At 41.8% G+C, this 23,777-nt stretch carries 16 protein-coding genes and 1 pseudogene; 10 read left to right on the forward strand and 7 right to left on the reverse strand.

The annotated features are described in order from the left end of the window. Window positions 1-1,816 (reverse strand): annotated as a pseudogene (locus tag INQ51_RS21580) (SprB repeat-containing protein); the annotation flags it as partial. 562 nt (window positions 1,817-2,378) lie between these two features. After that, window positions 2,379-3,005 (reverse strand): response regulator transcription factor, encoded by a 627-nt coding sequence (locus INQ51_RS21585; protein ID WP_233380066.1) that lies wholly within the window; start codon window positions 3,003-3,005, stop codon window positions 2,379-2,381. Window positions 3,006-3,842: 837 nt separating this feature from the next. Here INQ51_RS21585 and INQ51_RS21590 point away from each other — a divergent pair. Beyond that, complete coding sequence (locus INQ51_RS21590; RefSeq protein ID WP_233380067.1) at window positions 3,843-7,757, forward strand: PKD domain-containing protein; 3,915 nt, start codon at window positions 3,843-3,845, stop codon at window positions 7,755-7,757. A 50-nt stretch (window positions 7,758-7,807) separates the two neighbouring features. Here INQ51_RS21590 and INQ51_RS21595 read toward each other — a convergent pair whose 3' ends face one another. Continuing rightward, window positions 7,808-9,406, reverse strand: a complete 1,599-nt coding sequence (locus tag INQ51_RS21595; RefSeq protein WP_233380068.1) for a Na/Pi cotransporter family protein — start codon at window positions 9,404-9,406, stop codon at window positions 7,808-7,810. Between the two features lie 243 nt (window positions 9,407-9,649). On the opposite strand from INQ51_RS21595, the gene INQ51_RS21600 reads away from it, so the two are divergent. Further along, window positions 9,650-11,038 carry a sulfatase gene (locus tag INQ51_RS21600; protein WP_233380069.1) on the forward strand — a complete coding sequence of 463 codons (1,389 nt, stop codon included), beginning with the start codon at window positions 9,650-9,652 and terminating at the stop codon, window positions 11,036-11,038. Between the two features lie 74 nt (window positions 11,039-11,112). Here INQ51_RS21600 and INQ51_RS21605 read toward each other — a convergent pair whose 3' ends face one another. Continuing rightward, window positions 11,113-11,616, reverse strand: a complete 504-nt coding sequence (locus INQ51_RS21605; RefSeq protein WP_233380070.1) for a DUF4252 domain-containing protein — start codon at window positions 11,614-11,616, stop codon at window positions 11,113-11,115. 109 nt (window positions 11,617-11,725) lie between these two features. After that, window positions 11,726-12,415: an RluA family pseudouridine synthase gene (locus tag INQ51_RS21610; RefSeq protein ID WP_233380071.1), complete on the reverse strand. Its 690-nt coding sequence runs from the start codon at window positions 12,413-12,415 to the stop codon at window positions 11,726-11,728. Window positions 12,416-12,520: 105 nt separating this feature from the next. Between INQ51_RS21610 and INQ51_RS21615 the strand changes: the two genes are divergently transcribed. Beyond that, window positions 12,521-12,997 (forward strand): methionine-R-sulfoxide reductase, encoded by a 477-nt coding sequence (locus INQ51_RS21615; RefSeq protein WP_233380072.1) that lies wholly within the window; start codon window positions 12,521-12,523, stop codon window positions 12,995-12,997. Window positions 12,998-13,045: 48 nt separating this feature from the next. Here the strand turns inward: INQ51_RS21615 and INQ51_RS21620 are convergent, their stop codons facing one another. Together INQ51_RS21620 and INQ51_RS21625 are read right to left on the reverse strand one after the other, a co-directional pair. Beyond that, complete coding sequence (locus tag INQ51_RS21620; RefSeq protein ID WP_233380073.1) at window positions 13,046-13,426, reverse strand: RidA family protein; 381 nt, start codon at window positions 13,424-13,426, stop codon at window positions 13,046-13,048. Window positions 13,427-13,440: 14 nt separating this feature from the next. Then, window positions 13,441-16,149 (reverse strand): putative LPS assembly protein LptD, encoded by a 2,709-nt coding sequence (locus INQ51_RS21625; RefSeq protein WP_233380074.1) that lies wholly within the window; start codon window positions 16,147-16,149, stop codon window positions 13,441-13,443. A gap of 204 nt (window positions 16,150-16,353) precedes the next feature. On the opposite strand from INQ51_RS21625, the gene INQ51_RS21630 reads away from it, so the two are divergent. The 7 genes from INQ51_RS21630 to pyrI all read left to right on the forward strand — a co-directional run bounded on the left by INQ51_RS21630 (window position 16,354) and on the right by pyrI (window position 23,755). Next, the gene (locus INQ51_RS21630; RefSeq protein ID WP_233380075.1) at window positions 16,354-17,535 is read left to right on the forward strand and encodes an N-acetylmuramoyl-L-alanine amidase; all 1,182 of its coding nucleotides are present in this window, start codon (window positions 16,354-16,356) and stop codon (window positions 17,533-17,535) included. Between the two features lie 46 nt (window positions 17,536-17,581). After that, a complete protein-coding gene (locus tag INQ51_RS21635; protein WP_233380076.1) occupies window positions 17,582-18,835 on the forward strand; it encodes an MlaD family protein in 1,254 nt (417 codons plus the stop codon). 287 nt (window positions 18,836-19,122) lie between these two features. Continuing rightward, window positions 19,123-20,550 (forward strand): chromosomal replication initiator protein DnaA, encoded by a 1,428-nt coding sequence (dnaA, locus tag INQ51_RS21640; RefSeq protein WP_233380077.1) that lies wholly within the window; start codon window positions 19,123-19,125, stop codon window positions 20,548-20,550. A gap of 40 nt (window positions 20,551-20,590) precedes the next feature. After that, window positions 20,591-21,445: a hypothetical protein gene (locus tag INQ51_RS21645; RefSeq protein WP_233380078.1), complete on the forward strand. Its 855-nt coding sequence runs from the start codon at window positions 20,591-20,593 to the stop codon at window positions 21,443-21,445. Continuing rightward, complete coding sequence (locus INQ51_RS21650) at window positions 21,445-22,050, forward strand: IMPACT family protein (protein WP_233380079.1); 606 nt, start codon at window positions 21,445-21,447, stop codon at window positions 22,048-22,050. Before INQ51_RS21645 ends, INQ51_RS21650 begins: the two co-directional genes overlap by 1 nt. Before the next feature lie 312 nt (window positions 22,051-22,362). Beyond that, on the forward strand, window positions 22,363-23,271 hold the full coding sequence (gene pyrB / locus INQ51_RS21655; RefSeq protein ID WP_233380080.1) for an aspartate carbamoyltransferase: 909 nt from the start codon (window positions 22,363-22,365) through the stop codon (window positions 23,269-23,271). 7 nt (window positions 23,272-23,278) lie between these two features. Next, window positions 23,279-23,755: an aspartate carbamoyltransferase regulatory subunit gene (pyrI, locus tag INQ51_RS21660; RefSeq protein WP_233380081.1), complete on the forward strand. Its 477-nt coding sequence runs from the start codon at window positions 23,279-23,281 to the stop codon at window positions 23,753-23,755. The last annotated feature ends 22 nt before the right edge of the window (window positions 23,756-23,777 follow it).

The raw sequence follows: 23,777 nt of genomic DNA on the forward strand, positions 1-23,777 counted from the left end.
GTACATCGGCCAGTACAGGATCAGTCACATCAACTTTCCAGGTGTAAGTTACATATGCGGTATCGCTGTTGCCACACTCATCCATCACGGTATACATGAAAGTCTGGCTCTTGTCGCAGTCGCCGCCTTCTACCTGGCCCGGGGTACATACCACATCCGAAGAAATGTCTCCGTCGCAGTTGTCACTTGCCGTTACTCCTGCATCGCAGCTTGGCAGAACTTCAGGGTTACAGCCCAGATCGCCGCCTGCTGGTACATCGGCCAGTACAGGATCGATGTTATCTCCTGTCACTCTGAATTCGGAACTGCAATTGGCAGGTACCGCACATTCATCATTTGTCCAGAAAAGAACAGAAATGGTATCACCGCATTTGTCAGGATAAGTTCCATCCCAATCGTTATATATCATTGAATCACTTCCTGTCAGAATCGCTTTTGCCAACCAGGCATCGAAAGCTGACTGTAATTCAAGTTCAGAAATACAAGATTCAATGAGCGTATCGCTAGGACAAGTCAAAATAACTTCTCTTCCATCTTCGATCGTGGTAAAACATTCACTTTCGAGATCCGTAACAGAATCAATAACTATAACGGTATAGTCTCCTGCCATCAGTCCACTGATAGAAGCACCGGAATCAAGAACAACAGAGAGATTATTACTATTGTACCAGTAATAATTATAAAAACCTGAACCACCTCCAGCAGCAACTGATGCAGAACCATCACTTCCTCCTAAACAAGTAACAGGTGTAGGTTCTATGGTACAAGAGGGAGCTGTTGGCGGCCATTCAATAAACTGTTCGCACGATGTTGAACATCCGTTAGCATCCGTTATCGTTACATAATAAGTACCTTCTGCCAGATTGCTAATATCTTGCGTTGATGCGGTAAATCCGTCAGGTCCTGTCCAGGAATACGTATAACCGGGAGTACCTCCTGACACCTCCAGGTTTATCGAACCATCATCGCTTCCATAAGCAGTTAAATTTTCAAATTCGGCAATCGTACAAACAGGTTGATCGTGGATAACCACAATTGCGGGTATTGCATTACTGGTACATCCCAATTCGTTTGTAACGACTACCCAAAATGTATCAGTTCCGGTAACACCCAAAACACTTAAGCAAGCATTATCGCCATTAGCAACAGGCGATGTAAGTGCTGCGTCATTGTACCACTGAAATTCTGTTGCGGTTGCACTACTTGCACACAATTGCATGTCTATCCCCACAGGATCGTAACATGCAGAATCGTTGGTAGTTGTTACCGAAGGTGTTGTAGTAAAATTTCCTCCAATAAAATCATCCGTTGATGCAGTTATAGACTGAGATGACCTGGTTTCCAGTAAAAAACTTGAGAAACATAAGTTTGAAATATTTACTGCAGCTAAATCAACATAGCCTTCGTAAAATGTTCTCTCTTCATAAACTACATCTTTATACGACCAGCTACTGGGAACATCCACAACCTGATCGTTGTTTTGAGCAACATCAGCATCGGTATCGATGAGATTAAAATGATCGTCGTCGGGATAATTACCAGCTCCTGCACCTACCCACTCTAAAACAGTCACAGTAGCGTGCTTACCGCCTCCGGTAAAATCACTCAAGATAAGAATATCACCAACAGCATGAGGTGGTGAAAAAGTGCCTTTCTTTCCATCTAAAGGATCTGGTCCCGTACCGTTAATAAAAAACCAAAAACCTATTTGTGCGTCCCCTTCATTCTCCAAGCGGTCACCAGCAAAATAGAGTTTTGTCCCAATTAAAACGGCAGCACCATTGGCAATATCATTCTTGCCTTTGGTCTGTCCCATAGTCCAAACCCATTCAGGAACTGTTAAGATGTCCTTACCGCCTTCAAACTGGCTATCCGGAACTCCACTTCCAAATGCATCTAAAGCATATGTATAAGTAGGATTACCTGTTACTAGCGGATTTTCCCAATCAGTAGCAACCCCATCAATTACGAGAGGTTGTGCTAAAACATTTATTGTACAAAGCGACATACAAAAAAATGCTAGCATAACAAAAAGATATTTTCTTTTTGTTCGTAGTAAATTTCTTTTCATACTTTAATAATAATTGTTGATTTGAAGATTCGTAAAACAACCTTGTGGTTCACTCTAAATTCTTGTTCGCAAATTATTATCAATCCCCTGTAAAGTACAGGAACTTCAAGTATGCGCGTCCGTTGTATCCGTTTGATTTTACAAAATCACACCTGGGGCAAGGCTGTGATTTCCACCCTTATTTTTCAACTAATTTTGGCATAAGCCTTTATGAAAGCAAGTTATGATGAAATAAATCAGGTGTCAATCAGTAATTTTCCGTAAAATTCTTTTTACGGCATAAGGAAAAATTATCTGATGAAATAGATTAGCTTAGATTGTTTTGAATCGCAAATTCGATCATCTCTGCTGTAGTTTTGACATTGATCTTGGAGGATATATTCTTTTTGTGTGTCTCCACCGTTCTGGGGCTAATATTCAAACTCGCCCCAATCTCCTTGTATGTAAACCCCTTACAAAACAAACGAAGAATATCCACTTCGCGATGTGTAAGTTGTTGTTTATCGCTCTGATCGGTGCTTAAATCAACCCTTTTACTTCGTAAATAATTTTTCAGGATCACCCAAACTTTGGGAGGAAAATAGTCATCACCTTTTTGTAAAACCTTTACGGCCTCCAATAAATCCTCAGGCTTTGATGAGTTAAATATAATCCCGTTAACTCCCAGCGAAATATAATCCTGAAATAAGTCAGACAACTCCGTATTTACAATTAATAGAATGGGAATCCGGGGAAACTTACGTTTGATCTTTTTAATGGAGGCCAATCCATCATTGGAACAATGAATAACATCAATTATAATTATATTGGCGTTACATTCTTTTAACTCAAGGATAAAGTCTGAAAGCAATCTCTCTTCTAAAACCACCTCATTTTCAATACCTTGTTCTAACACCGGTTTAATTCCAGAACAAAACAAAGCATAATCCTCCAATATGGCAATCTTGCACATCACACCCTTTTTTTATCATTTATACTTCGTAAGATAATTACATGCAGTAATCATCACTCATCTTCCAAGTTAATTGATTAAATGTTTGGTACAGGGATGTTGTAATCTTACGGATGTAAATTACGAATTTATCCGTAAAAATACAATACGTATATATCCGGAGTTTAATATCCGTTTTTTGCCGTACAAAAAAACACATACATGTCTTTTATTTATTTCTTTATTCAGTTAAATCTATTTACTCACTATCTAATAATCGTACTCAACCCCAATAATTATCCTTTATCGTTTTTTAATGAATAAGAAAAGTCCATTTTAAATACTAAAAAGTATTTTACATAAGTAAACAACTGTTCAAACAATAGTAAAAGACTGATTCTAAATTACATATATTTTTTCTCCAATTTCTCTAGAAACGCAGTTTTAAAATGTCAGCAAATACAGGATATTTCACAAGATATGAACAGTATGATAATTTACATTTGTTATTACTGTTCATTAAATGACTTGGTTATTAATATACTATGTCATAATTTTCCCACCGCAAACCTTGAAGTAGTAATAAAAACGAGACGCTAAATTTCGATTTATTATTTGAATTAAAAAGGCTGAAAAGCCACAGTTATTAAGTTGTGATAAACTCATAATGGGTTTAATTGAATTTATTACCTAACCGGGAGCTTTATGTCGGTTAGTAATTGATACCATTAAATCATAAACACTATTGACATGAAAAGACCAGAGCTTTTGTTAGTGTTTTTTGCATTTGTTTTTTTGTCAGCACATGCATCTGCACAAACGAAAAACCAGCATTTTAAAATGCTAGGATCATCCCCACAAACAGTTGAAGTGAACCAAGCGTTTACCGAGTCATCAGAAATTAATCCTTTTGACAGAAATGTAAACAAGATCTACGGTTTGGCAGTCAGCGCCTCCATTCAGCTTAACGGCGAAGACAGCAAAGTTGAATTTGTATTGTTGGATGAAAATTTCAACGAATACCTTATTTATGAGAGTTATGGGCGCATTACGAAAGACCTACAGGAAGAGGTAGAAGCAGTTAGTGAGGAAACCTGTATTCTAGATGGAGTTAAAATTAAGTCCATTAAAGTTATCGTCAGCAATGCCACTGTTCAGGTAAAAAGCTTTCAATATTCCGACAGATCAGAATTTGCCCAGAATGTTAATGAACTCAGAAAAGAGCAGGTAAAAGAACAACACAAGGAAAAAGTAGCGCGCATTAATTCCTACCTAAAAGAAAAAGGAGAAAAGTGGGTTGCCGGAATAACTACTGTTTCGGAACTTTCGTATGCTGAGCGCAAAAGCCTTTACGGACAAAGCAGTTTCCCTTCCGGATTTGAATTTTATGCAGGAGGTGTTATTTCAACAGAATCTACCACAACAACTGAGCTAAAGTCAGCAGCAACGGCAAGTCCTTACGTTGAAGAATGGGACTGGCGAAACAGACACGGACGAAACTGGATCAGTCCGGTTACCAACCAGGGAGCATGTGGCTCTTGCTGGGCCTTCGCGTCGACCGGTGCAGTAGAAGCAATGGTGAATGTTTATTTCAATCAGCAAATCAATCCCGACCTTTCAGAACAAGATGTTCTTTCATGTAGTGGAGCAGGAACCTGCAGCGGCGGTTACCCAAGCAAGGCTCTCGACTACATTCGGAATACGGGTGTTGTAGACGAAAACACTTTCCCCTACCAGCAGGCTGATTTGGATTGTGCCTCAAAAGGAACCAATCCAAGCCAGCAATTCAAAATTCAGGGTAGAATAGATTTTGGCTCAACCCTCTATCCTAGAACCGATGATGACCTGAAGCGAATGTTAATTGAAAAAGGCCCGATCAGCGGTGGGTTGTATGATTGGAGCCATGCCATGGTATTGGTGGGATATAAAGTTGTGGAAGAAGGAGATAGATTCTATTACCGCGACTTGAACCTAAAAAGATATTGGGTTGATATACAGGCTGGTGACCCACTGATTGGAAAGACTGTTTGGATTTTCAAAAATAGCTGGGGAATTTACCATGGAGACCAGGGATATGTTTATGTAGAAACACCTATTTCAAACATTGGCTGGACACATGCTATTCAAACACCGATTACCAGCCTGGTAAATGACTACAAAGTTGTATGTGAAGACAGAGATGGAGATGGTTATTACTGGTGGGGAATTGGAGCCAAACCAGAAGGATTGAATATCCCTGATCAGGCTGACGGAAATGATTCAGACCCGAACCTTGGTCCTTTGAATGAATATGGTTACTGCATTCCGTTAAATGCAGCACCCGTTGCTGATTTCTCATCCAACAGTACCGGAATAAATATCGGAGAATCAGTCACATTCACCGATAGATCAGCCAACGTACCTTCCACCTGGAACTGGACTTTTGAAGGAGGAAATCCGGCGAACTCCAACGCTAAAAATCCGGTGGTTTCATACGCTGTTTCGGGCTCCTACAATGTTAGCCTGACAGTAAGCAACGCCAACGGATCAGACACCAAAACCATTACTGATTATATCACCGTAACAAAACCGGTAATTCTTCCAGTAGCTGATTTTAGCGTGAATACGACGTCTGTTATAGCCGGTGGTTCCATAACTTTCCAGGATCAATCGAGCAATAACCCCATCAGCTGGGTCTGGGAGTTTGCAGGAGGAAGCCCCGCTACATCTACAGACCAAAATCCAATTGTAACTTATAATATTGCGGGAACTTACCAGGTAAAACTAACGGTTACCAATGCTGACGGTTCTGATACCAAAATTGCAGACAACCTGATCGAAGTAACAACAGTTCCTGTAATCAAAACACCGCCGGTTGCTGATTTTTCAGCGAGCCAAACAACCATTAACTCCGGAGAAACTGTTAATTTCAGTGATCTTTCAACCAATGCGCCTACCTCCAGGAGTTGGACGTTTGCCGGTGGCACGCCTTCATCATCTACGTTGCAAAATCCAAGCATTACTTATGCAAATGCAGGAAATTATTCAGTTAGCCTAACGGTTACCAACGCTGATGGAACGGACACCAAAACGTTAGAGAGCTATATCCTTGTAAAAGACCCTGTTTTAGAGCCTATTGCCGATTTTGCCTCAAACAAAAATAAGGTCATGGAAGGAGAACAGGTAAATTTCTCCGATCAATCACAAAACAATCCTGTTTCCTGGAATTGGGTATTCGAAGGGGGTACTCCTTCTTCTTCAACCGAAAGAAACCCGGTCGTAACATACAAAAATGCCAGCAGTTATAAAGTTTCACTAACCGTTAAAAACGACGGTGGTACGAATACCAAAATCATCGATAATTATATACTGGTTGAAAAACCACAACCTGAATATTGTATCCCCTCTCCTATCGCTTCAAGCGAATGGATTTCAAAAGTACAGATTGGCGGAAATTATCATTCTTCCAGTTCAGAAGGTTATGCTGATTTCACTGCTGCAACGTTTAAATTTGAAGCAGGATCGAGCTACAGTGTTCAACTATCGCCAGGATTTGATCCGCGAAGTAAGTTTGAATATTGGGCGATATGGATTGACTACAACCAGGATTATACTTTTACGGACGATGAAAAAGTATACAGTTCGTCAAAATCCAAAACGATGGTAAGCGGACAGATTTATATTCCGGCATCCATGGAACTAACAACCCGCATGCGTGTTGCAATGGGAGGAGTTGATCCGACCGCCTGCAACTTTAACGAGCTGGGCGAAGTAGAAGATTATACTATAGTTATTTCTCAACCGGTTCCGCAACCTCCGGTAGCCGATTTTGCTGCCAATATTTACACCGTTACAGAAGGAGAAAGTGTTCAGTTCTCTGATCTTTCGGCAAACGATCCTACCAGCTGGTCATGGACATTCCCGGGTGCTGCCACAACAAGTAGTCCGCTGCAAAATCCAATCATCACATACAATACAGCCGGTGTTTACAATGTTTCATTAACCGTTGGCAATGCTTTGGGAACATCCAGCCTGACAAAGACAAGTTTTATCAACGTAGTTGCAAAGGGCGAAGCTACTTACTGTACACCAGTAAATATCAATAGCTCGAGCTGCTTTATCAATGAAATTGCAGTGAGCAATTATACTGCCCAATCAGGAGCCGACAAGTATTCATTCTCCCGTGATATAATCAACCTGAATCCGGGCGGCACATACAATGTTGAACTTTATCCGTCAGATTATTCGGTTCGCAATTTCTGGAGAATCTGGGTGGATTTGAACGGCGATGGTGATTTTGATGATTCAGATGAAACTCTCCTGACCGTGAACAATCATAAAGGCAGTGTTATTTCATCCATTGCCATCCCGTCTTATGCCAACGGCACAGCCCGCTTGCGCATAAGTATGAAAAGTGGAAAAGCTCCTGCTTCCTGCGATGATAATTTTGATGGCGAAGTGGAAGATTATGAAGTATCATTTGGAAGTCTTCCGGGACAAGGAATGGCCTCTTCGGATAATTCGATGGATGTGATAAACGAGAATTTTATTTCGGTTTATCCCAACCCAACAGAGGACAATGTAAACCTGCGATTAACCGAAGTCAGCGAGAACGATTCGTATGCGGTTTACAACTCCCTTGGCGCAAAAATCATGGAAAATCAGATCTCATCGGTGTTCAACGTAATTAACCTGGGTAATCAGCCTTCGGGAATGTATATCATTACAGTGAGAGCTAAAGACCATATTTATACCAGTAAGATAATTAGAAAGTAGTAGTGCTGACAAATCAACTACTTGGAGAGCAGGGTACTATGGAACAGAAGTCATCCTGCTTTCCTTTCTAATCTTCTGGCCAGTGCATGTAACCTCCTGATCGCCTCCAAAACTTCCGATTCGAACCTGTAAACCGAGATTCGTAATTCATCGGTCCCAGCCAACCGGCCCAGTAAATAGGAGCGAACTTCCTGAAAACGGTCTTTAAAAATTTCCTTATTCAGATTTTCTGTTATTTCGCGCGCGCCTCCGTCAAACATGTTTAAGGCATCGCTAAATGCATTCACCGAAATCCCGTACAAAGCGGTAAGCTTGGTGATGGTTTCCTCACTGGTTTTAAATCCCATATCTATTCGGTGTTGTGCTGCTTCTACAAGATGTGTCGTAATTAAATCGGCCGACATTTCCAACACATTAACCGCCTCTACCATATTTTCCAGGCGCTGCGTTTCGGACTGTGGTAATTGTTTCGCCTGAATTTGCTTCAAAAACTCCAGGATTTCTATGTGTCCCCTGTCGATCATTACATCGTTTTTCCGCAAAGAAGACAACTGTGTGGAAGTGCCATTAATTGCCAGCGACAAACCTTGCTCGATTATTTCCAGTGTACGTTTACCCAACTTGTAAATTGCCTGATTGGCCAGATCAATGGCAATGGAAGTATTGTCGAGATAATACGAGTGAAGTTCCGGGAATAGAACCTCTTCGTCTTTCTTCCGGTCAGGAACCAGCCTCAATACCAGTTTCGACACAGGAGTTACCAGCCAGATAAACACAAAAGTGTTGGCACAATTGAAAATGGTATGTGCGTTGGCAATCTGACGTGCCTTGTCGGCAGGAGAAATATAAGCCACCAAATCGGCCAGTTGACCGATAAAAGCAAACCACAATAAAACACCAACCACCTTAAACAGCACGTGCGAAATAGCCACCCGCATGGCTGCCCTTGGTTTTCCCAAAGCCGAAAGCACTGCGGTAACACAGGTACCGATGTTGGCTCCGAGTATGATCGAAACACCGGCTTCAACATTGAGCAATTGCTGCGAGGCTAGTACAATAACAACACCGGTTGTGGCGGATGAACTTTGAACGGCAGCCGTAAACACTGTTCCGATCAATATTCCTAAAAGATGATTGTCCAAACCGGTCATCGTTCGCACAAAAGGCTCGTAGGTTTTTAAGGGTTCGGTTGCCTCGCTCATTACGTTCATTCCAAGAAATACCAGCCCCAGTCCCAGGATAATTGTCCCAATTTCTTTGTATGATTTCTTCGAAAAAACGACACTGAACAGATAGCCGAAAGCCACCATCACCCACGCGGCGGCGGTTATTTTAAAGGCGATGATTTGTGCGGTAATAGTGGTACCAAGATTTGCCCCCAGAATTACCCCCAGTGTACTTTGAAAAGTAAGCAGTCCGGCAGAAACAAACCCTACGGCCAGCACCGTTGTTACCGACGAAGATTGTATAATGGCGGTAATTCCTGTTCCCGCCAGTAAAGAAGTCCAGCGGTTTCGGGTCATCGACTGAAGAAAACTCTTCATGCGGTTTCCGGCAACAATCTTCAGGGAATCCGTCATCACCGTCATGCCGTGCAAAAAAATAGCAAGGCCTCCCAACAACAAAACACTCAACGTAAGCCAGTTCATATACTATTTAATAGAGAGTGAATAAATTTTCTGTTTGCCCTAAAATTAGCACTTGCCCGCACATATCGCAACTTTTACCAAAATATCATCATAAAGCCTAAAACTGGTTTTTAAGATTTTTTTGAAAGTCTTTCAGGATTATATTCTAATTTTATCCTTCGAAAGGAAAGTAACAAGCTCAGTAACTTGTATTAAACAATAAAATATCAATCCGTTACTAAACGGAAAAACAAAAATCATCGTATGAAATCACTCGTCTTTTTTGGTCTGTTTTGTATCACCATTTTTCTTTCTTCGTGTAGCCAGCAACCGGCAAAGCAAGAAGAGAATAAGCAACCCAACGTTGTTATCATTTTTCTGGATGACTCGGGATACAACGATTTTTCACCCTTTGGAGATCTTTTCATTGAAACCCCGAATGTAAAATCCTTGGCTGAAGAAGGTGTCTCTTTTAAGAATTTTTACGTTCCGCAGGCGGTTTGTTCGGCTTCGCGCGCAGCACTGCTCTCAGGATGTTACCCGGGAAGAACCAAAGTATTTGGCGCTCATGGCCCAAAAGAGCGAGGTCTCGATCCTAAATTCCCGATTATTGGCGAAGTTTTTAAAGCAGCGGGTTATAAAACTGGGTTCTTTGGAAAATGGCACATAGGCGACCAGGAAGACACACGGCCTCAGAGCCGTGGTTTTGACGAAACCTGTGGTCTTATGTATTCCAACGACATGTGGAAACATCATCCGGAAAATCCGGAATATTGGGGAAGATTCCCTTTGCAATTTTGGGAAAACGGCAAAGTGATTATTGAAGACGTGGATTCTTCGGATCAGCAATACCTGACCAGATGGTACACCGAGCACGCTGTAGATTTTATCAATCGTCACAAAGATGAACCGTTTCTGTTGTATGTTCCGCACTCTATGTCGCATGTTCCATTGTTTTGCAGCCCTGAGTTTAAAGGAAAATCAGGCGTCGGATTATACGGCGATGTGATTTCGGAGCTCGATTGGTCGGTGGGTGAAATTAACAAGGCGCTGAAAGAAAATGGCATCGATGAAAATACGATCGTTGTTTTCTCTTCCGATAACGGCCCTTGGATTGCGTATGGGAACCACGCCGGAACTACTCCTTTTCGCGAAGCAAAAGGAACTACGTTTGACGGTGGAACGCGTTCTGCAACCATCATAAAGTATCCGGCACAACTGGAAGGAAATAAAGAATCTAGCGATGCATTAATGACGATCGACTTACTGCCTACCTTGTGCCACCTGGCCAATGTTCCGCTTCCTGTAACCGAGATTGACGGAAAAAATGTTTGGGACCTGATTTCGGGAAAACCAGACGCAAAAAATCCTCATGATTATTACGCTTTTACCAACAACAACGAATTTCAGGCGATTATGAGCGGCGATGGAAAATGGAAGCTTCATTTACCACACAACTACCGGACAATGTCAGAAATAAAAGGGAAAGATGGTTTACCGGGCAAGTACCGCCAGGAACACATTGACCTTTCCTTGTTTGACATGGAAAACGATCCATATGAAATAACCAATGTTCTCGAGCAACATCCTGAAATCGCCGAACATTTGTTGCAACTGGCAGACCAGCACAAACAAAAGTTTTTCAATAATTAGAGTATCACTTCTGTAAGCGATAAAAAAGGCCCGGACTTCCATGGAATCCGGGCCTTCTGTTATAATTTAATTTATTAATGCTTAAAACTTAAAAACCGGTTCGGGTCTGTAAGGTCTACTTTATCGTTTAATAACTCCGGTCTTATTTCTCCTTTCACATAAATCAGCGCATTGTCTTCTCCCCCAACCAAAATCAGTAATTCTTTAATAACATCGTCATCCATTTTTCCAAAAATGGTCACATTCTGGTCCTCTTCTCTTACCACCATCAATTCTTCAAAATCTTCATTTTGGCTAATGCGGGAGTAAAACTCTTCGTGAAGATTGATTTTTTGATTGAGATGATCGTCCTCCACTGCAATCACTTTCACCTTGTCGATGCTTTCCAGTATCTCTCGCTCGCTCTCTTCCAATTCGCCCATGTTGGCGGCCAAATGCACAAGCCATCCCGGAACACTAATGGTAACTACCCCGTCTTTAAACCGGTATTTATTAAAAGCTTCCGAAACTCCAGGTTCGTATGAACAGGAAGTAAGCAGAAAAACAAACAAGGCCAGAAGTGGTAAAATTCTTTTCATTTTAGTAGGTTTTACTTTGAGACGGTAACTGCGGTTGTTCCGTTACATCAAATTTGAAGAATTTCACCGTTCGCTTCAAAAGATTTCGACCAACAGGGCTTTTAGGCCGCTAAACATCAACCTGTAATTGGTCTAACACCTGAAAAAAGGTTTCCGGAACTGCAGCCTCAAACTCCATTTCTTCCCGGGTAACAGGATGTGTAAAGGCCAGCTTTCCGGCATGAAGAAACAAACGTTTCACCCCTGTTATTTCAGTCACCATCTTGTTAAGCGTAAAATCTCCGTGATGCGAATCACCCAGTATATCAAAGTAATTTTTGGCCAAATGCTGGCGAAGCTGGTGCCAGCGGCCTGTCTCGGGGCGGAGTTCAACGTAACTGAGTTTTATATTCAGCTTTTCGTTGTGCGACAAAGCCGTTTGAACCGTTCGTAAGGTTTTATAATGCGTAATTGCCGGCTTTTTAAATTTCGACTTCTTTTTCACCAGCACTTTGCTGTCAAAAGTACCTTCACCCGGATCGCCCTGCACCACCGCGTAATATTTTTTCTGAACTTCTTTGCGCTCAAACATCAGCGTTAGTTCGTGCGCAACCTCTTTCGAAAGCGCCAATACAATTACGCCCGACGTTTTTGAATCGAGCCGGTGAACATTGTAAATCCACTGTCCTGTTGTATCTCCGACCAGCTTTGTCAGGTAATCGGCATCGTGCGGCATAAAGTCATTTTTATGAACCGGAAGGTCCGCCGGTTTATCAACAACGATCAGGTGTTCATCCTGGTAAATTACAGGTATTTCCATTTTTTATTGCTAAGCACTCAAAGGTATAAAACCATGTGGGATAACCTACTCTTTAACTCAAGGGGAAGTACGTAAACTTTGGCGCGTGTCAAATGTTTTACTTGTATGAAAATGCTACTGTGTATACTAATAATGATGACCGGATTAAGCACCTTTGGACAGGAAGCTGATTCAACGGTTCTGCATAAAAATAAAGACATGAAATGGAAAGAACTAACAGATTTTGAACATTATGTAATTGTTGAAAAAGGCACCGAACGCCCGTTTACAGGTAAATACTACGATTTTAAAGAAAAGGGCGTTTATGTGTGTAAACGTTGCGGTGCACCTCTTTATCGTTCATCGGATAAGTTTGATGCACACTGTGGCTGGCCCAGTTTTGATGACGAGATCGAAGGGGCAGTTCTTCGATCGGTGGATGCCGACGGACGAAGAACCGAGATTACCTGTGCCAATTGCGGCGGCCATTTAGGCCATGTATTTTTGGGCGAAGGATTTACCCCGAAAAACACCCGGCATTGCGTAAATTCAATATCAATCGATTTTATCCCAGCCGATAAAATAAAAAAGGGAGAGCAGTAACTGTTCTCCCTTTTTCTATTTCTTCATTCAGAAAATTCTTAATCTTCATCAAGCTTTCACCGCAATGGTCTCAATTTCGACCAGCACACCCAGCGGAAGCTCTTTTACTGCAAATGCAGCTCTTGCCGGAGGGTTTTGCGTGTAATATGATCCGTAAACTTCGTTCATGGGTTTGAAGTTGGCCATATCGCTTAGCAGACAGGTTGATTTTACCACGTCCCCAAACGAATAACCGGCTGCTTCCAGAATTGCGCCAATGTTTTTCATCACCTGTTGTGTTTGCTCCTGAATCCCGCCTTCTACCACTTTCATTGTTGCAGGGTCAAGCGGTACCTGACCGGAAATATAAAGCGTTCCGTTAACTTCTACTGCCTGGCTGTATGGGCCAATGGCCTGTGGAGCTTTATCCGTTGCAATAATACGTTTCATAGTTGTATTGAATTTTAGAAGTTATAGTCATAATGACTTTTTTGTTTCTGCAGTTTCAGATCCGAGAGCATCGAAGATTTTGCATTGATGGTAAAGCTGTAGCTCTTCCTGAAACCAAAAGGAACAAAGTTAAACGACATCCCCCAGCAGTGCAAATCGCGCGTAAGGTTGAAAGTGGTAAATGAAAATTCACCCGCCTGAATATCAAAGTTGGTATTCATGCTCAGCTTCCATTTTTCAGTAATGCTAACGTTTCCTCTAAATCCAAGCGTTTGAGATACCCGCCCATTTGGAGTCGAAGCAGATTTTCCTGTATAATTCATACTGTAATCGAATCCAAAATCCCAGGGCATACTAAAGTCAACATAGTTATCAAACGTAACCGGCAGCAAATCGTCTTCCACCGGAGGAATATTTTCATCATTTCCTACAACTTCCATATCTCCCAACTCATCGCCACCTCCCTGGTTGCTTTTCCCTGATTTATTTTTCGACTTAAACGTCATTCCAAACGAAAGGTTGGCACGTGTCAAACGGCCTAATTTTCCCAAGCCACTTCTTTCGTTCCAGGTATATTTATGAATCTTCCGGTATTTTTCATCCACCATATACGGGTCAAGTGTAGCACCGGCATTAATACTAACCCCGGCAACCGTTGTACGCCCGCGAATTGAAATCGGAGCCAGGTTTAAAGAGTCGGCAATCAAGTCGTAAGAAGTACTAAGACTCAGGTTATCGATCAGCTTTACCTTCCGGAACTTCTGTTCTCCATCCGTTTTGGTACTATCGCGGGTGTCCAGTTTTTTCATTTCCAGGTTATTGCTCAACGAGAACGAAATCGATCCCGACTCTCCCCTTCCTGGAGAAGGTCCGTAAATCCCGCCTAAGTTTGAATCCAGGTACCGGGTATTTCCCAAACTATCCACCTGAACTTCGTGCCAGTATCCAAATTTGTCTTGTCCAAAATCGGGGCGGTAACTAAACGCAATCGACGGAGTCATTTTATGCCTGATACCCACCACCTTTGAGTTGGGGTTGCGAGGCAAAAAGCTTCCGTAAATATTGGTGGATGCACTTACACTGTAGGCATAATCATAAACACGATTCAAGCCTGTAATAGTATCTACCCGCACAGTACTGGGAACTCCTGATGGATTATTGACGTAATTGGCTCCCTCTTCATACTCGTACTCGTATTTTTTGAAGTACCATTTTTCGTTGTAAGTAACCCCCGGGCTGAAATTAATGTACTTAAACAGGTTAAAACTAGGGAACGAAATAGGAACATTGTGCTTTATTCCGTTTTTCCAGTCGGTAGCAAAAGAACTGGATAGGATTTCATCTTCCTTTGCTGTGATCGTATTTTTAAAATTTCCTGTGTAATTGATCCCGAAGTTCTCGTAAAACTTCAGTTTCCCACTCCTGTTCTTTTTTCGCAGTGGGTAAACTTTCGCCATACTGAATGTTGTCTCCGGAAACGAGAGCGACATGGTACTGTCACGCGTATTTTGCGAATGCCGAAGGTTCATCGACATATTAAAAGGCGTGTTTTCGAAACGACGCGAAAACGATATACTTGACGATTTTGTGGTGGTCAGGTAATCCTGACTGTTATACGCGTTTTGTTTGTCGTACCCACTCGAAGAAAGGTTTACACTCGCTGAAAAAGTCTGATTCGGATTGGCCTTGGCGTCCTGTGTGTGCGACCATACCAGTTTGAACTGCTTTGATTTTGAGTAGGTATCAAATCCTTCCTCTCCGTACTTGTTTATGGCATAATCAAAACTAAAATTTCCGCTAAACTTGTAACGCTGACGGTAACTGGTTTTTGCCCGGGCACCCCACGAACCTTTGGAATAAATATCAGCCTGCACCGCTAAATCAAAGTACTGGCTGGCGGCCCAATAATATCCACCATCCCGCAAAAAGAATCCCCGGTTGTTTTCTTCACCATAGGTCGGGATCAGAATACCCGATGAATAGGTGGGCGAATTAGGGAAATACCCAAAGGGTAAAAACGGGAAATAAATCGGAAAATCTTCCAATACCATGTGAGCAGGCCCGGTGATGATCTTCTTGTTCGAAATCACCTTTGCTTTGCTAAGCTGAAGATAGAAGTGCGGATGATCAGCATCGCAGGTGGTATATTTGGCTTTTTCGGTAATAAAAACATCTTTCCCGATCTTTTTGGTACGGTCGCTGTGAATATAACCTTCTCCCTGTTGCGAAACTACCCGGGTAATAAAAGCCTTTTCCGTATCAAAGTTATAACGCATGGTTTCCGATTCGTATTCCTCGGATCCCTGTTTGAAAATCGGCTTTTGCGCCATCTCTCCGGTTGAATCAATCACCCCCTCGGCGTAAATCTCCTTCGTTTCCAGATCGAGTTCAATGTAATAAGCCGTAAGTTCTATCTGCTGATAAGTGACTTTCGCATTGTTGTATAAAAACACTTTTTGTCCGTCCAGCGAAACAATCATCGAGTCTTCGGCATTGTAAACAATGGGATCCACCAAAAAAGCTTCTTTGGTTTTCGAGGAATCCGTCAATGCGAAAGTTGAATCCACTGCCATGGTATCCATTGCAACAGTGTCTGACAATGTTAACGCACTGATTGTATCTATCGCTGAATTTTGTACCGAAAAATTCGTTCCCGGCTCCTGTCCAAACAAAACCAGCCAGGGGCATACAATAAAAAGATATGTAAGAATTGATTTATTCAAAATGTTTTCTGCATTTCAACACCAATAGGCTGGACAAAAATATAAATATGGCTAAGACTATTTGCCTAGAAAATGTAAAATAATTCTAATTTTCTATTTTTAACCTTTTAAGCCGGAGTCATTATTAAATAAGACAAAATCCGGCAACGCGAGATACTACTCAACTATTTTTTGGGTTAAATAAATATAAATACCGTAGTGGTCATGAAAACCAGCTGTAAAAAACATATTTTTCTTCCATTAATACTTCTTCTGTCTATTCAACAGCTATCGTTTAAAAAAGCAATAACTCAGGATAAAGATGAGCGCCGGCTTTCGGTAGTGGTTATTGATCCCGGGCACGGTGGAAAAGACCCGGGTACAGTGGGAGGAAAAGTACAGGAAAAAGATGTGGTGCTCGACATAGCACTGAAACTGGGCAACCAGATAAAAAATGAGTTTCCGGAGGTAAATGTGGTATACACCCGCAAAAGCGATGTTTTTATTCCCTTGCACAAAAGAGCCGATATTGCCAATAAAAACAATGCCGACCTGTTTATCTCCATCCATGCCAATGCTGTTGAGCAAAGCTATGTTTACGGAACAGAAACCTTTGTTTTGGGGCAACACCGTAGCGAGGATAACCTGGAAGTCGCAAAAAAAGAAAACTCGGTGATCCTACTGGAAGATGACTATACCAATACCTACGAAGGCTTTGATCCAAACTCTTCCGAATCATACATCATGTTTGAACTGGTGCAGGACGAGTACAAAGAACAAAGCATTTCGCTGGCCAACCGGGTGCAGAATGAATTCAGGGAGCGAGCCATGCGGAAAGACCGCAGTGTAAAAGAGGCCGGTTTTTTGGTGCTGCGGCGCACAACCATGCCCAGTGTTCTGATTGAAACGGGTTTTTTAAGCAATGCCACAGAACGAAACTACCTCGGCAGCGAAAACGGCCGGCAAAATATGGCTGCCGCCATTTTCAGGGCATTCAAAGCGTACAAAGCTGAGGTTGAACAAAAGAGCAGCTTTCACCTGGCAACCAACGATGTAAAACCGCAGCCGGTTCCAAGACCAGTTGAGGCGACAAAAAAAGAAAACACCTCTCAACCGACAGTAACAGAAACAAAAGCAACCAAAGCAAATGACTTGTTTTATTCGGTTCAAATAGCTGCCTTGAAGAAGAAACTGGATACCACTCCCGAAAATTTCGAAGGCTTGACAAATGTTTTTCGGGAAGATGCAGAAAAGCTTAGCCGTTACTTCTCGGGGAAGTACAAAAGCCTGAAAGAAGCCGAACTTCAACTTGAAACAATTAAGAAAAAATACCCCTCTGCATTTGTGGTTGCCTTCCTGAACAATCAGTTAATTTCTGTGAAAATGGCCTTGGAATTGGAAAAGTGAGAACTGAAATCGCTAATTTTACAATAAATTTTAGTTATACCTGACCATGAGATTATCAAAATATTCGCGACTGGGAATCCTTATTGTTTTTGCCCTTACCATCTTTTTCTGGGGCTTAAGTTATTTAAAAGGAAACGACTTTTTCTCGCGCACCAACTACTATTACGTCTATTACGACCGCGTTGACGGTCTGGCTCCTTCCAGCAAAGTAATGATGAACGGATTTCCGATCGGGAAAGTAAGAGACATCACTTTTGCATCGGACCGAAGCGGACGCCTGCTGGTTACTTTAGCGATTGATTCCGAATTCGGAGTCCCCACCAATTCGGTTGCCCAAATCATAAGCAGCGATATCATGGGTACCCGGTCGGTAAAACTGGAGATGAGCCAAGAGCTTACTTATCATCATCCCAACGACACGATTCGCGGCTCGATCGAACACGATTTGAAAGAACAGGTAAGCATGCAGGTTCTTCCGTTAAAAAATAAGGCAGAAGAACTTTTGAGCACGCTTGATTCGGCCCTGACGGTTTTTACTGCCATCCTGAACGAAGATGCACAGGCCAACTTATCATCCAGCTTCGCCAACATCAACCAAAGCATCAAAAACATTGAAGCAACAACGGCCGATCTACAGGAAGTAGTTGCCGCCGAAAAGCAAAGTATGAAGAGCATTATTACGAACATCGATTCCATTACAACCATGTTCAGAAACAACTCTACGGCATTTGAAGCCACGGTGCACAATCTTCATTCGTTTAGCGATACTTTGTCGCAAATTTCAGTTTCGCCGGTTTTGGAAAACATTCAAAGCATTTCAGAACAACTAATCGCCACACTCGATAAGCTGAACAGCGACGATAATACTGCCGGCCTTTTATTAAACGATGATGAATTGTATTATTCGATCAATATGCTTTCGGAAAATATGGCTTTTCTAATAGCCGATGTTCAAAAAAATCCGAAAAGATATTTGCAATTCTCGGCTTTTGATTTTGGAAAAGATGTTTACGTAAATACAAAACAAGACCTTTCAGCAAAAGATATTGTGTTTAAAGTACACCTTGTTTCAAGCAAAATAAAACTCGATCCTGCCAGCGAGCGTTTCGAAGGGATTAAAAATGTGGAGGAATATTATTCAGGCGGAGTTTATTCCTACTTGGTAGGTAGCACGGGGGTCTATTCAGAAATTGAACTTCTTTTTAGTTCAGTGAAGAAAAAATTTCCGGACTCGAGCATTGTTGCATTCAAAAACGGACGTATAATTACGCTCGAAAAAGCGCTACGCAAGATACAGTAAGGGATAGCGAAAAAACAGGCTTTTACTTAACAAAAAATATATCAGACTACTACCAACCAGTTATTGGTTTAGCTATCAGAACATTAAATGTAGTACATTGATTTTCAGCCAATTAAAAATATACTCTTTTTTTAACTTTTTAAATGACTGATAAAGAAACCGATAAATAATTTAGGTTTAAAACAATAGAGATCTTATTTTTTTTTTCACTTTTTTTTTGCAACTTTTGTTCCCAGGAATACCACTAAGGAAATTTTTGTAGAACCTCAATTATCCTGCAATTGTAAATGAGCAACGAATACAAATCTGCATGGGAAAAATGCCTCGACGTTATAAAAGATAACGTCCCTAGCAGCAGTTTCAGGACCTGGTTTGAGCCAATCGAACCGGTAAAACTGGAAAATCAAGTACTGACCATTCAGGTGCCCAGTGCGTTTTTTTATGAATATCTGGAAGAGCAATTCATCGATATTCTGAGAAAAACACTGCGCATGGTGATTGGTCCGGGGGCAAAACTGGAGTACAATGTTGTTATGGGCAACAAGAACGGTAATCAACCGTACACTGTTAGTTACCCAACCAATAACAATATTAAAATTCAGAACAAGCCGCTAACGATCCCGTTAAAATCGGATGAAAAACCAACCATCCGCAACCCGTTTATTATTCCGGGCATCCAGAAGCTTCAAATTGATCCGCAGTTAAAACCGGACAATACTTTTGAAAACTTCGTGGAAGGCGACTGCAACCGGCTTGCCAGAAGTGCGGGCTTTGCCGTAGCCCAAAACCCTGGGGGAACAGCCTTTAACCCTTTAATGATCTACGGAAACTCGGGGCTCGGGAAAACTCACCTGGCGCAAGCAATTGGTATTGAAGTAAAAGAACGCTTCCCCGATAAGGTAGTTCTCTATGTAAATGCGAACAAGTTTCAAACTCAGTACACCGAAGCAACACGGAACAACAACCGGAACGATTTCCTGCATTTCTACCAGATGGTGGATGTGCTGATTCTGGACGACGTGCATGAATTTGCCGGAAAAGAAAAGACTCAGGAGACGTTCTTCCACATCTTTAACCACCTGCACCAGATGGGCAAGCAGCTGATATTGACATCAGACAAGCCGCCGATCGAACTGAAGGGCATGGAGCAAAGATTGTTGTCGCGTTTCAAATGGGGACTAACTGCCGACTTGCAGACTCCTGACTTTGAAACCCGCATGGAAATCCTCCGTCGCAAGGTTTACAAGGATGGGATAACACTTTCAGAAGAAGTTCTGGAATACATTGCTTCACATGTTACCAATAACGTACGCGAACTGGAAGGTGCATTGGTTTCGTTGCTGGCACAATCCATGCTGAATAAACGCGAAATTACACTCGAGCTGGCAGCCAAGCTTATTACCAAGCTGGTGAAAAACTCGAAACGCGAACTGTCGATCGAGTATATTTCGAAAGTTGTTTGCGACTATTTCAACATGCCGGTTGATGCACTTCAGGCCAAAACCCGGAAACGGGAAGTGGTACAGGCCCGGCAAATTGCCATGTACTTCTCGAAAAGTCTGACCAAATATTCGCTGGCGAGTATTGGAGCTCAAATCGGAAGTAAAGACCACGCCACAGTGTTACATGCCTGCAAAACGGTAAATAACCTGAAGGACACCGACAAGAACTTCCGGGTTTTTGTAGAAGAAATAGAAAAGAAATTGAAAATGTAAAATACACGGCAGGCTTTAAAGTCTGCCTTTTTTTTGCCCCATGATCTACCTCGCAGCAAGCATTCTCTCCTCTTCAATGATCTTTGTGGTATTTCGTGTGGCCAAAAACTACCAATCGAGACTGGCAGTTCTGATTACCATCAATTACCTGGCTGCCACTCTGCTCGGAATCTTTCTTCTAGTCCCGCACGAACCTGTTGCTCCGGAAAGAATTATTCGCTGGATGCCTTATGCTGTTCTGCTCGGAATATTGTTTATTGTCATGTTTTTCTTTATTGGGAAAAGCGCACAAAAAGCCGGGATTACCGTAACAACGCTGGCAGCCAAACTGTCACTTGTATTTCCCGTTGTTTTCTCTCTGTTCTATTTCAACGAAAAATTGTCTGTACTAAAAATCCTGGGAATTATATCCGCTGTTGTGGCCGTTGCACTTACTGTTTACAAAAAGGATCTTAAAAGAACCAATCTGCAGTTTGTGTTTCTTCCCCTCACCATATTTGTTGGAACCGGCCTGGTTGACTCTCTTGTAAAATTTGTTCAGGCCACAAAAATCGACGATAACGAGGTAAGCTTATACACTACACTCGTATTTTTTGCTTCATTTCTTTGCGGAATATGTTTTCTCTTGGTATCCGGTCAGTTTAAGACAAAACACCACTTCCCCACTCTTTTGCTGGGAACAATACTCGGAATGGTCAACTTTGGATCGCTCTATTTTCTATTGCAGGCATTAAACAAAACAGGAATGGACAGTTCGCTGGTATTTGCCCTGAATAACATGCTAATTGTTACGCTTACCACTGTTTTCGGAACCATGATTTTTAAAGAACAGCTGAATAAAATTAACTTTGCAGGAATTTTGCTGGCTTTGCTCAGCTTGTATTTTTTATTGTGATGAACGACGTTTACAAAACCATCGAGAAAACAAGTACCGGATATTTCAAAGACAAAGGAAGTAAGTTTTATTCGTATGCCTACCCCATTCAGGCCGAAGAAGAAGTCAAGGAAATCATTCAACAGCTAAAGAAAGAACACCACAGCGCGCGCCATCATTGCTACGCCTGGCGATTGGGAACCGAAGAAATAAGCACCCGCGCCAACGACGACGGCGAACCATCATCAACCGCCGGAAAACCTATACTAGGGCAACTTCAAAGTTACGAGGTAACGAATATACTGGTAGTGGTCATTCGCTATTTTGGCGGAACGCTTTTGGGAGTAAGCGGCCTGATCAATGCCTATAGAAACGCCACCGTTGAAGCGCTGAACAATGCCGAAATAGTCTCCAAACTCATTGAAACAAGCTATGAGCTGAGATTTGGTTACGATTTACTCAACACGGTAATATACCACATCAAGCAGGAAAACCTGGACATAGTTGTTACTGATTTTCAGGAAACCTGCCGGCTGGTTTTTAAGGTTCGGAAAGGCGATTCGGAAAAGGCTTTTTCAATATTCGAACAGATTTACGGACTGAGTATTAAGAAGATAAATGGCTAAATGCTTTGTTAATAAAATGCTGAAAAGTACAAGCCTTCAATTCTAACAAATGTTATTTAAAGCAATTATTTTTGAACCATGATGCAAAGTGCGATATTCCTGTCAACTTTTCTGATACGAGGCATCACTAGTCTCCGAAAGAAGGTTCTTTTTCCTAAAAAATGCATCAAACGATTAGAACTATCGATCGTATATTTTGATAAAAAAGTAGGCACTTTTTTTCAAACAAATGAAAACCAACATTTTCTTAACCGAAATGTTGGTTTTTTTCTATTACGGAATTCAGTAATTAAAAACCAATAAGTAATGGCAATGAAGAAGGATTTATTATCGATTACCGATTTTTCGAAAGAAGAATACCTGCGTATCCTCGAATTGGCTGCCGAATTTGAAGAAAACCCAAATCAGGAGCTGTTAAAGGGCAAAGTGGTAGCTTCGCTTTTCTTTGAACCGTCAACCCGTACCCGTTTGAGTTTTGAAACCGCCATTAGCCGTTTGGGCGGTCGCATTATCGGTTTTGCAGACCCCGACAGCTCGAGCTCAACAAAAGGAGAGACCCTGCACGACACCATCAAGATGGTAAGTAACTATGCCGACCTGATTGTGATGCGCCATCCGCTGGAAGGTGCAGCCCGTTATGCAGCCGAAGTTTCGGATGTTCCGGTGATTAATGCCGGCGATGGTGCCAACCAGCACCCCACTCAAACCCTGCTCGATATGTATTCGATCCTGAAAACGCAGGGAACACTCGATAACATTAATATTTTTATGGTGGGCGACCTGAAATACGGACGAACCGTACACTCGCTTTTGCAAGCCATGTCGGAATTTGAAAATCCGATTTTTAATTTTATTGCCCCACCCAACCTGAAAATGCCTCCCGGATATCTTCACCACTTACAGGAAAAAGGAATCCGTTATTTTGAGCACGAAGAATTCACCGATATTATTTCTGCCGCCGACATTATTTATATGACACGCGTTCAAAAAGAACGTTTTGCCGACCCGATAGAATACGAAAAGGTAAAAGACGTTTACATCCTGAACAACGAAATGCTGAAAAATACCAAGCCAAATATGAGGATCCTTCATCCGCTGCCAAGGGTGAACGAAATCAGCACCGATGTGGATGCCAACGAAAAAGCCTACTATTTCGAGCAGGCCCGGAATGGTATTTTCGCCCGTGAAGCAATTATCTCGCACGTTATGAACCTTAAATAAACATCCAATGGAAGCAAAAGATAACGCCAAAAAGAAACTAAAGCTAAAAGTTAGCGCCATTAAAGAAGGAACCGTAATCGACCACATTCCGGCAAAAAATCTGTTTAAGGTGATTAATATTTTAGGCCTCGACAAAATCGAAAACCAGATTACATTCGGGACCAACCTCGACAGCCATAAACTGGGAGCCAAAGCAATTATTAAAGTAAGCGACGTTTTTTTCGAAGACATGGAAATTAACAAGATTGCACTTATTGCTCCTCACGCCAAACTGAATATTATAAAAGATTACGAGGTAGTAGAAAAGAAAATTGTTGAAACGCCTGATAAAATTACCGGGATCGTAAAATGTTTCAACCCGAAATGTATTACCAACAATGAAAAAATTACGACCTGTTTTAAGGTTATCGGCAAGACTCCGATTGCGCTAAAATGCAAGTACTGTGAGAAGATCACAACCGAAGAACAGATCCGAATGATATAATTTTTTGCTGATCTGATATAAA

This window comes from Maribellus sp. CM-23 (assembly GCF_021354595.1).
GTDB lineage: Bacteria > Bacteroidota > Bacteroidia > Bacteroidales > Prolixibacteraceae > Draconibacterium.

Excerpts from the sequence above, each read along its gene's own strand:
- INQ51_RS21590 (WP_233380067.1), top strand. The coding sequence starts at position 3,843 with ATGCTAGGATCATCCCCACAAACAGTTGAAGTGAACCAAGCGTTTACC.
- INQ51_RS21595 (WP_233380068.1), bottom strand. The coding sequence starts at position 9,406 with ATGAACTGGCTTACGTTGAGTGTTTTGTTGTTGGGAGGCCTTGCTATT.
- INQ51_RS21600 (WP_233380069.1), top strand. The coding sequence starts at position 9,650 with ATGAAATCACTCGTCTTTTTTGGTCTGTTTTGTATCACCATTTTTCTT.
- INQ51_RS21605 (WP_233380070.1), bottom strand. The coding sequence starts at position 11,616 with ATGAAAAGAATTTTACCACTTCTGGCCTTGTTTGTTTTTCTGCTTACT.
- INQ51_RS21610 (WP_233380071.1), bottom strand. The coding sequence starts at position 12,415 with ATGGAAATACCTGTAATTTACCAGGATGAACACCTGATCGTTGTTGAT.
- INQ51_RS21615 (WP_233380072.1), top strand. The coding sequence starts at position 12,521 with ATGAAAATGCTACTGTGTATACTAATAATGATGACCGGATTAAGCACC.
- INQ51_RS21620 (WP_233380073.1), bottom strand. The coding sequence starts at position 13,426 with ATGAAACGTATTATTGCAACGGATAAAGCTCCACAGGCCATTGGCCCA.
- INQ51_RS21630 (WP_233380075.1), top strand. The coding sequence starts at position 16,354 with ATGAAAACCAGCTGTAAAAAACATATTTTTCTTCCATTAATACTTCTT.
- INQ51_RS21635 (WP_233380076.1), top strand. The coding sequence starts at position 17,582 with ATGAGATTATCAAAATATTCGCGACTGGGAATCCTTATTGTTTTTGCC.
- dnaA (WP_233380077.1), top strand. The coding sequence starts at position 19,123 with ATGAGCAACGAATACAAATCTGCATGGGAAAAATGCCTCGACGTTATA.
- INQ51_RS21645 (WP_233380078.1), top strand. The coding sequence starts at position 20,591 with ATGATCTACCTCGCAGCAAGCATTCTCTCCTCTTCAATGATCTTTGTG.
- INQ51_RS21650 (WP_233380079.1), top strand. The coding sequence starts at position 21,445 with ATGAACGACGTTTACAAAACCATCGAGAAAACAAGTACCGGATATTTC.
- pyrB (WP_233380080.1), top strand. The coding sequence starts at position 22,363 with ATGAAGAAGGATTTATTATCGATTACCGATTTTTCGAAAGAAGAATAC.
- pyrI (WP_233380081.1), top strand. The coding sequence starts at position 23,279 with ATGGAAGCAAAAGATAACGCCAAAAAGAAACTAAAGCTAAAAGTTAGC.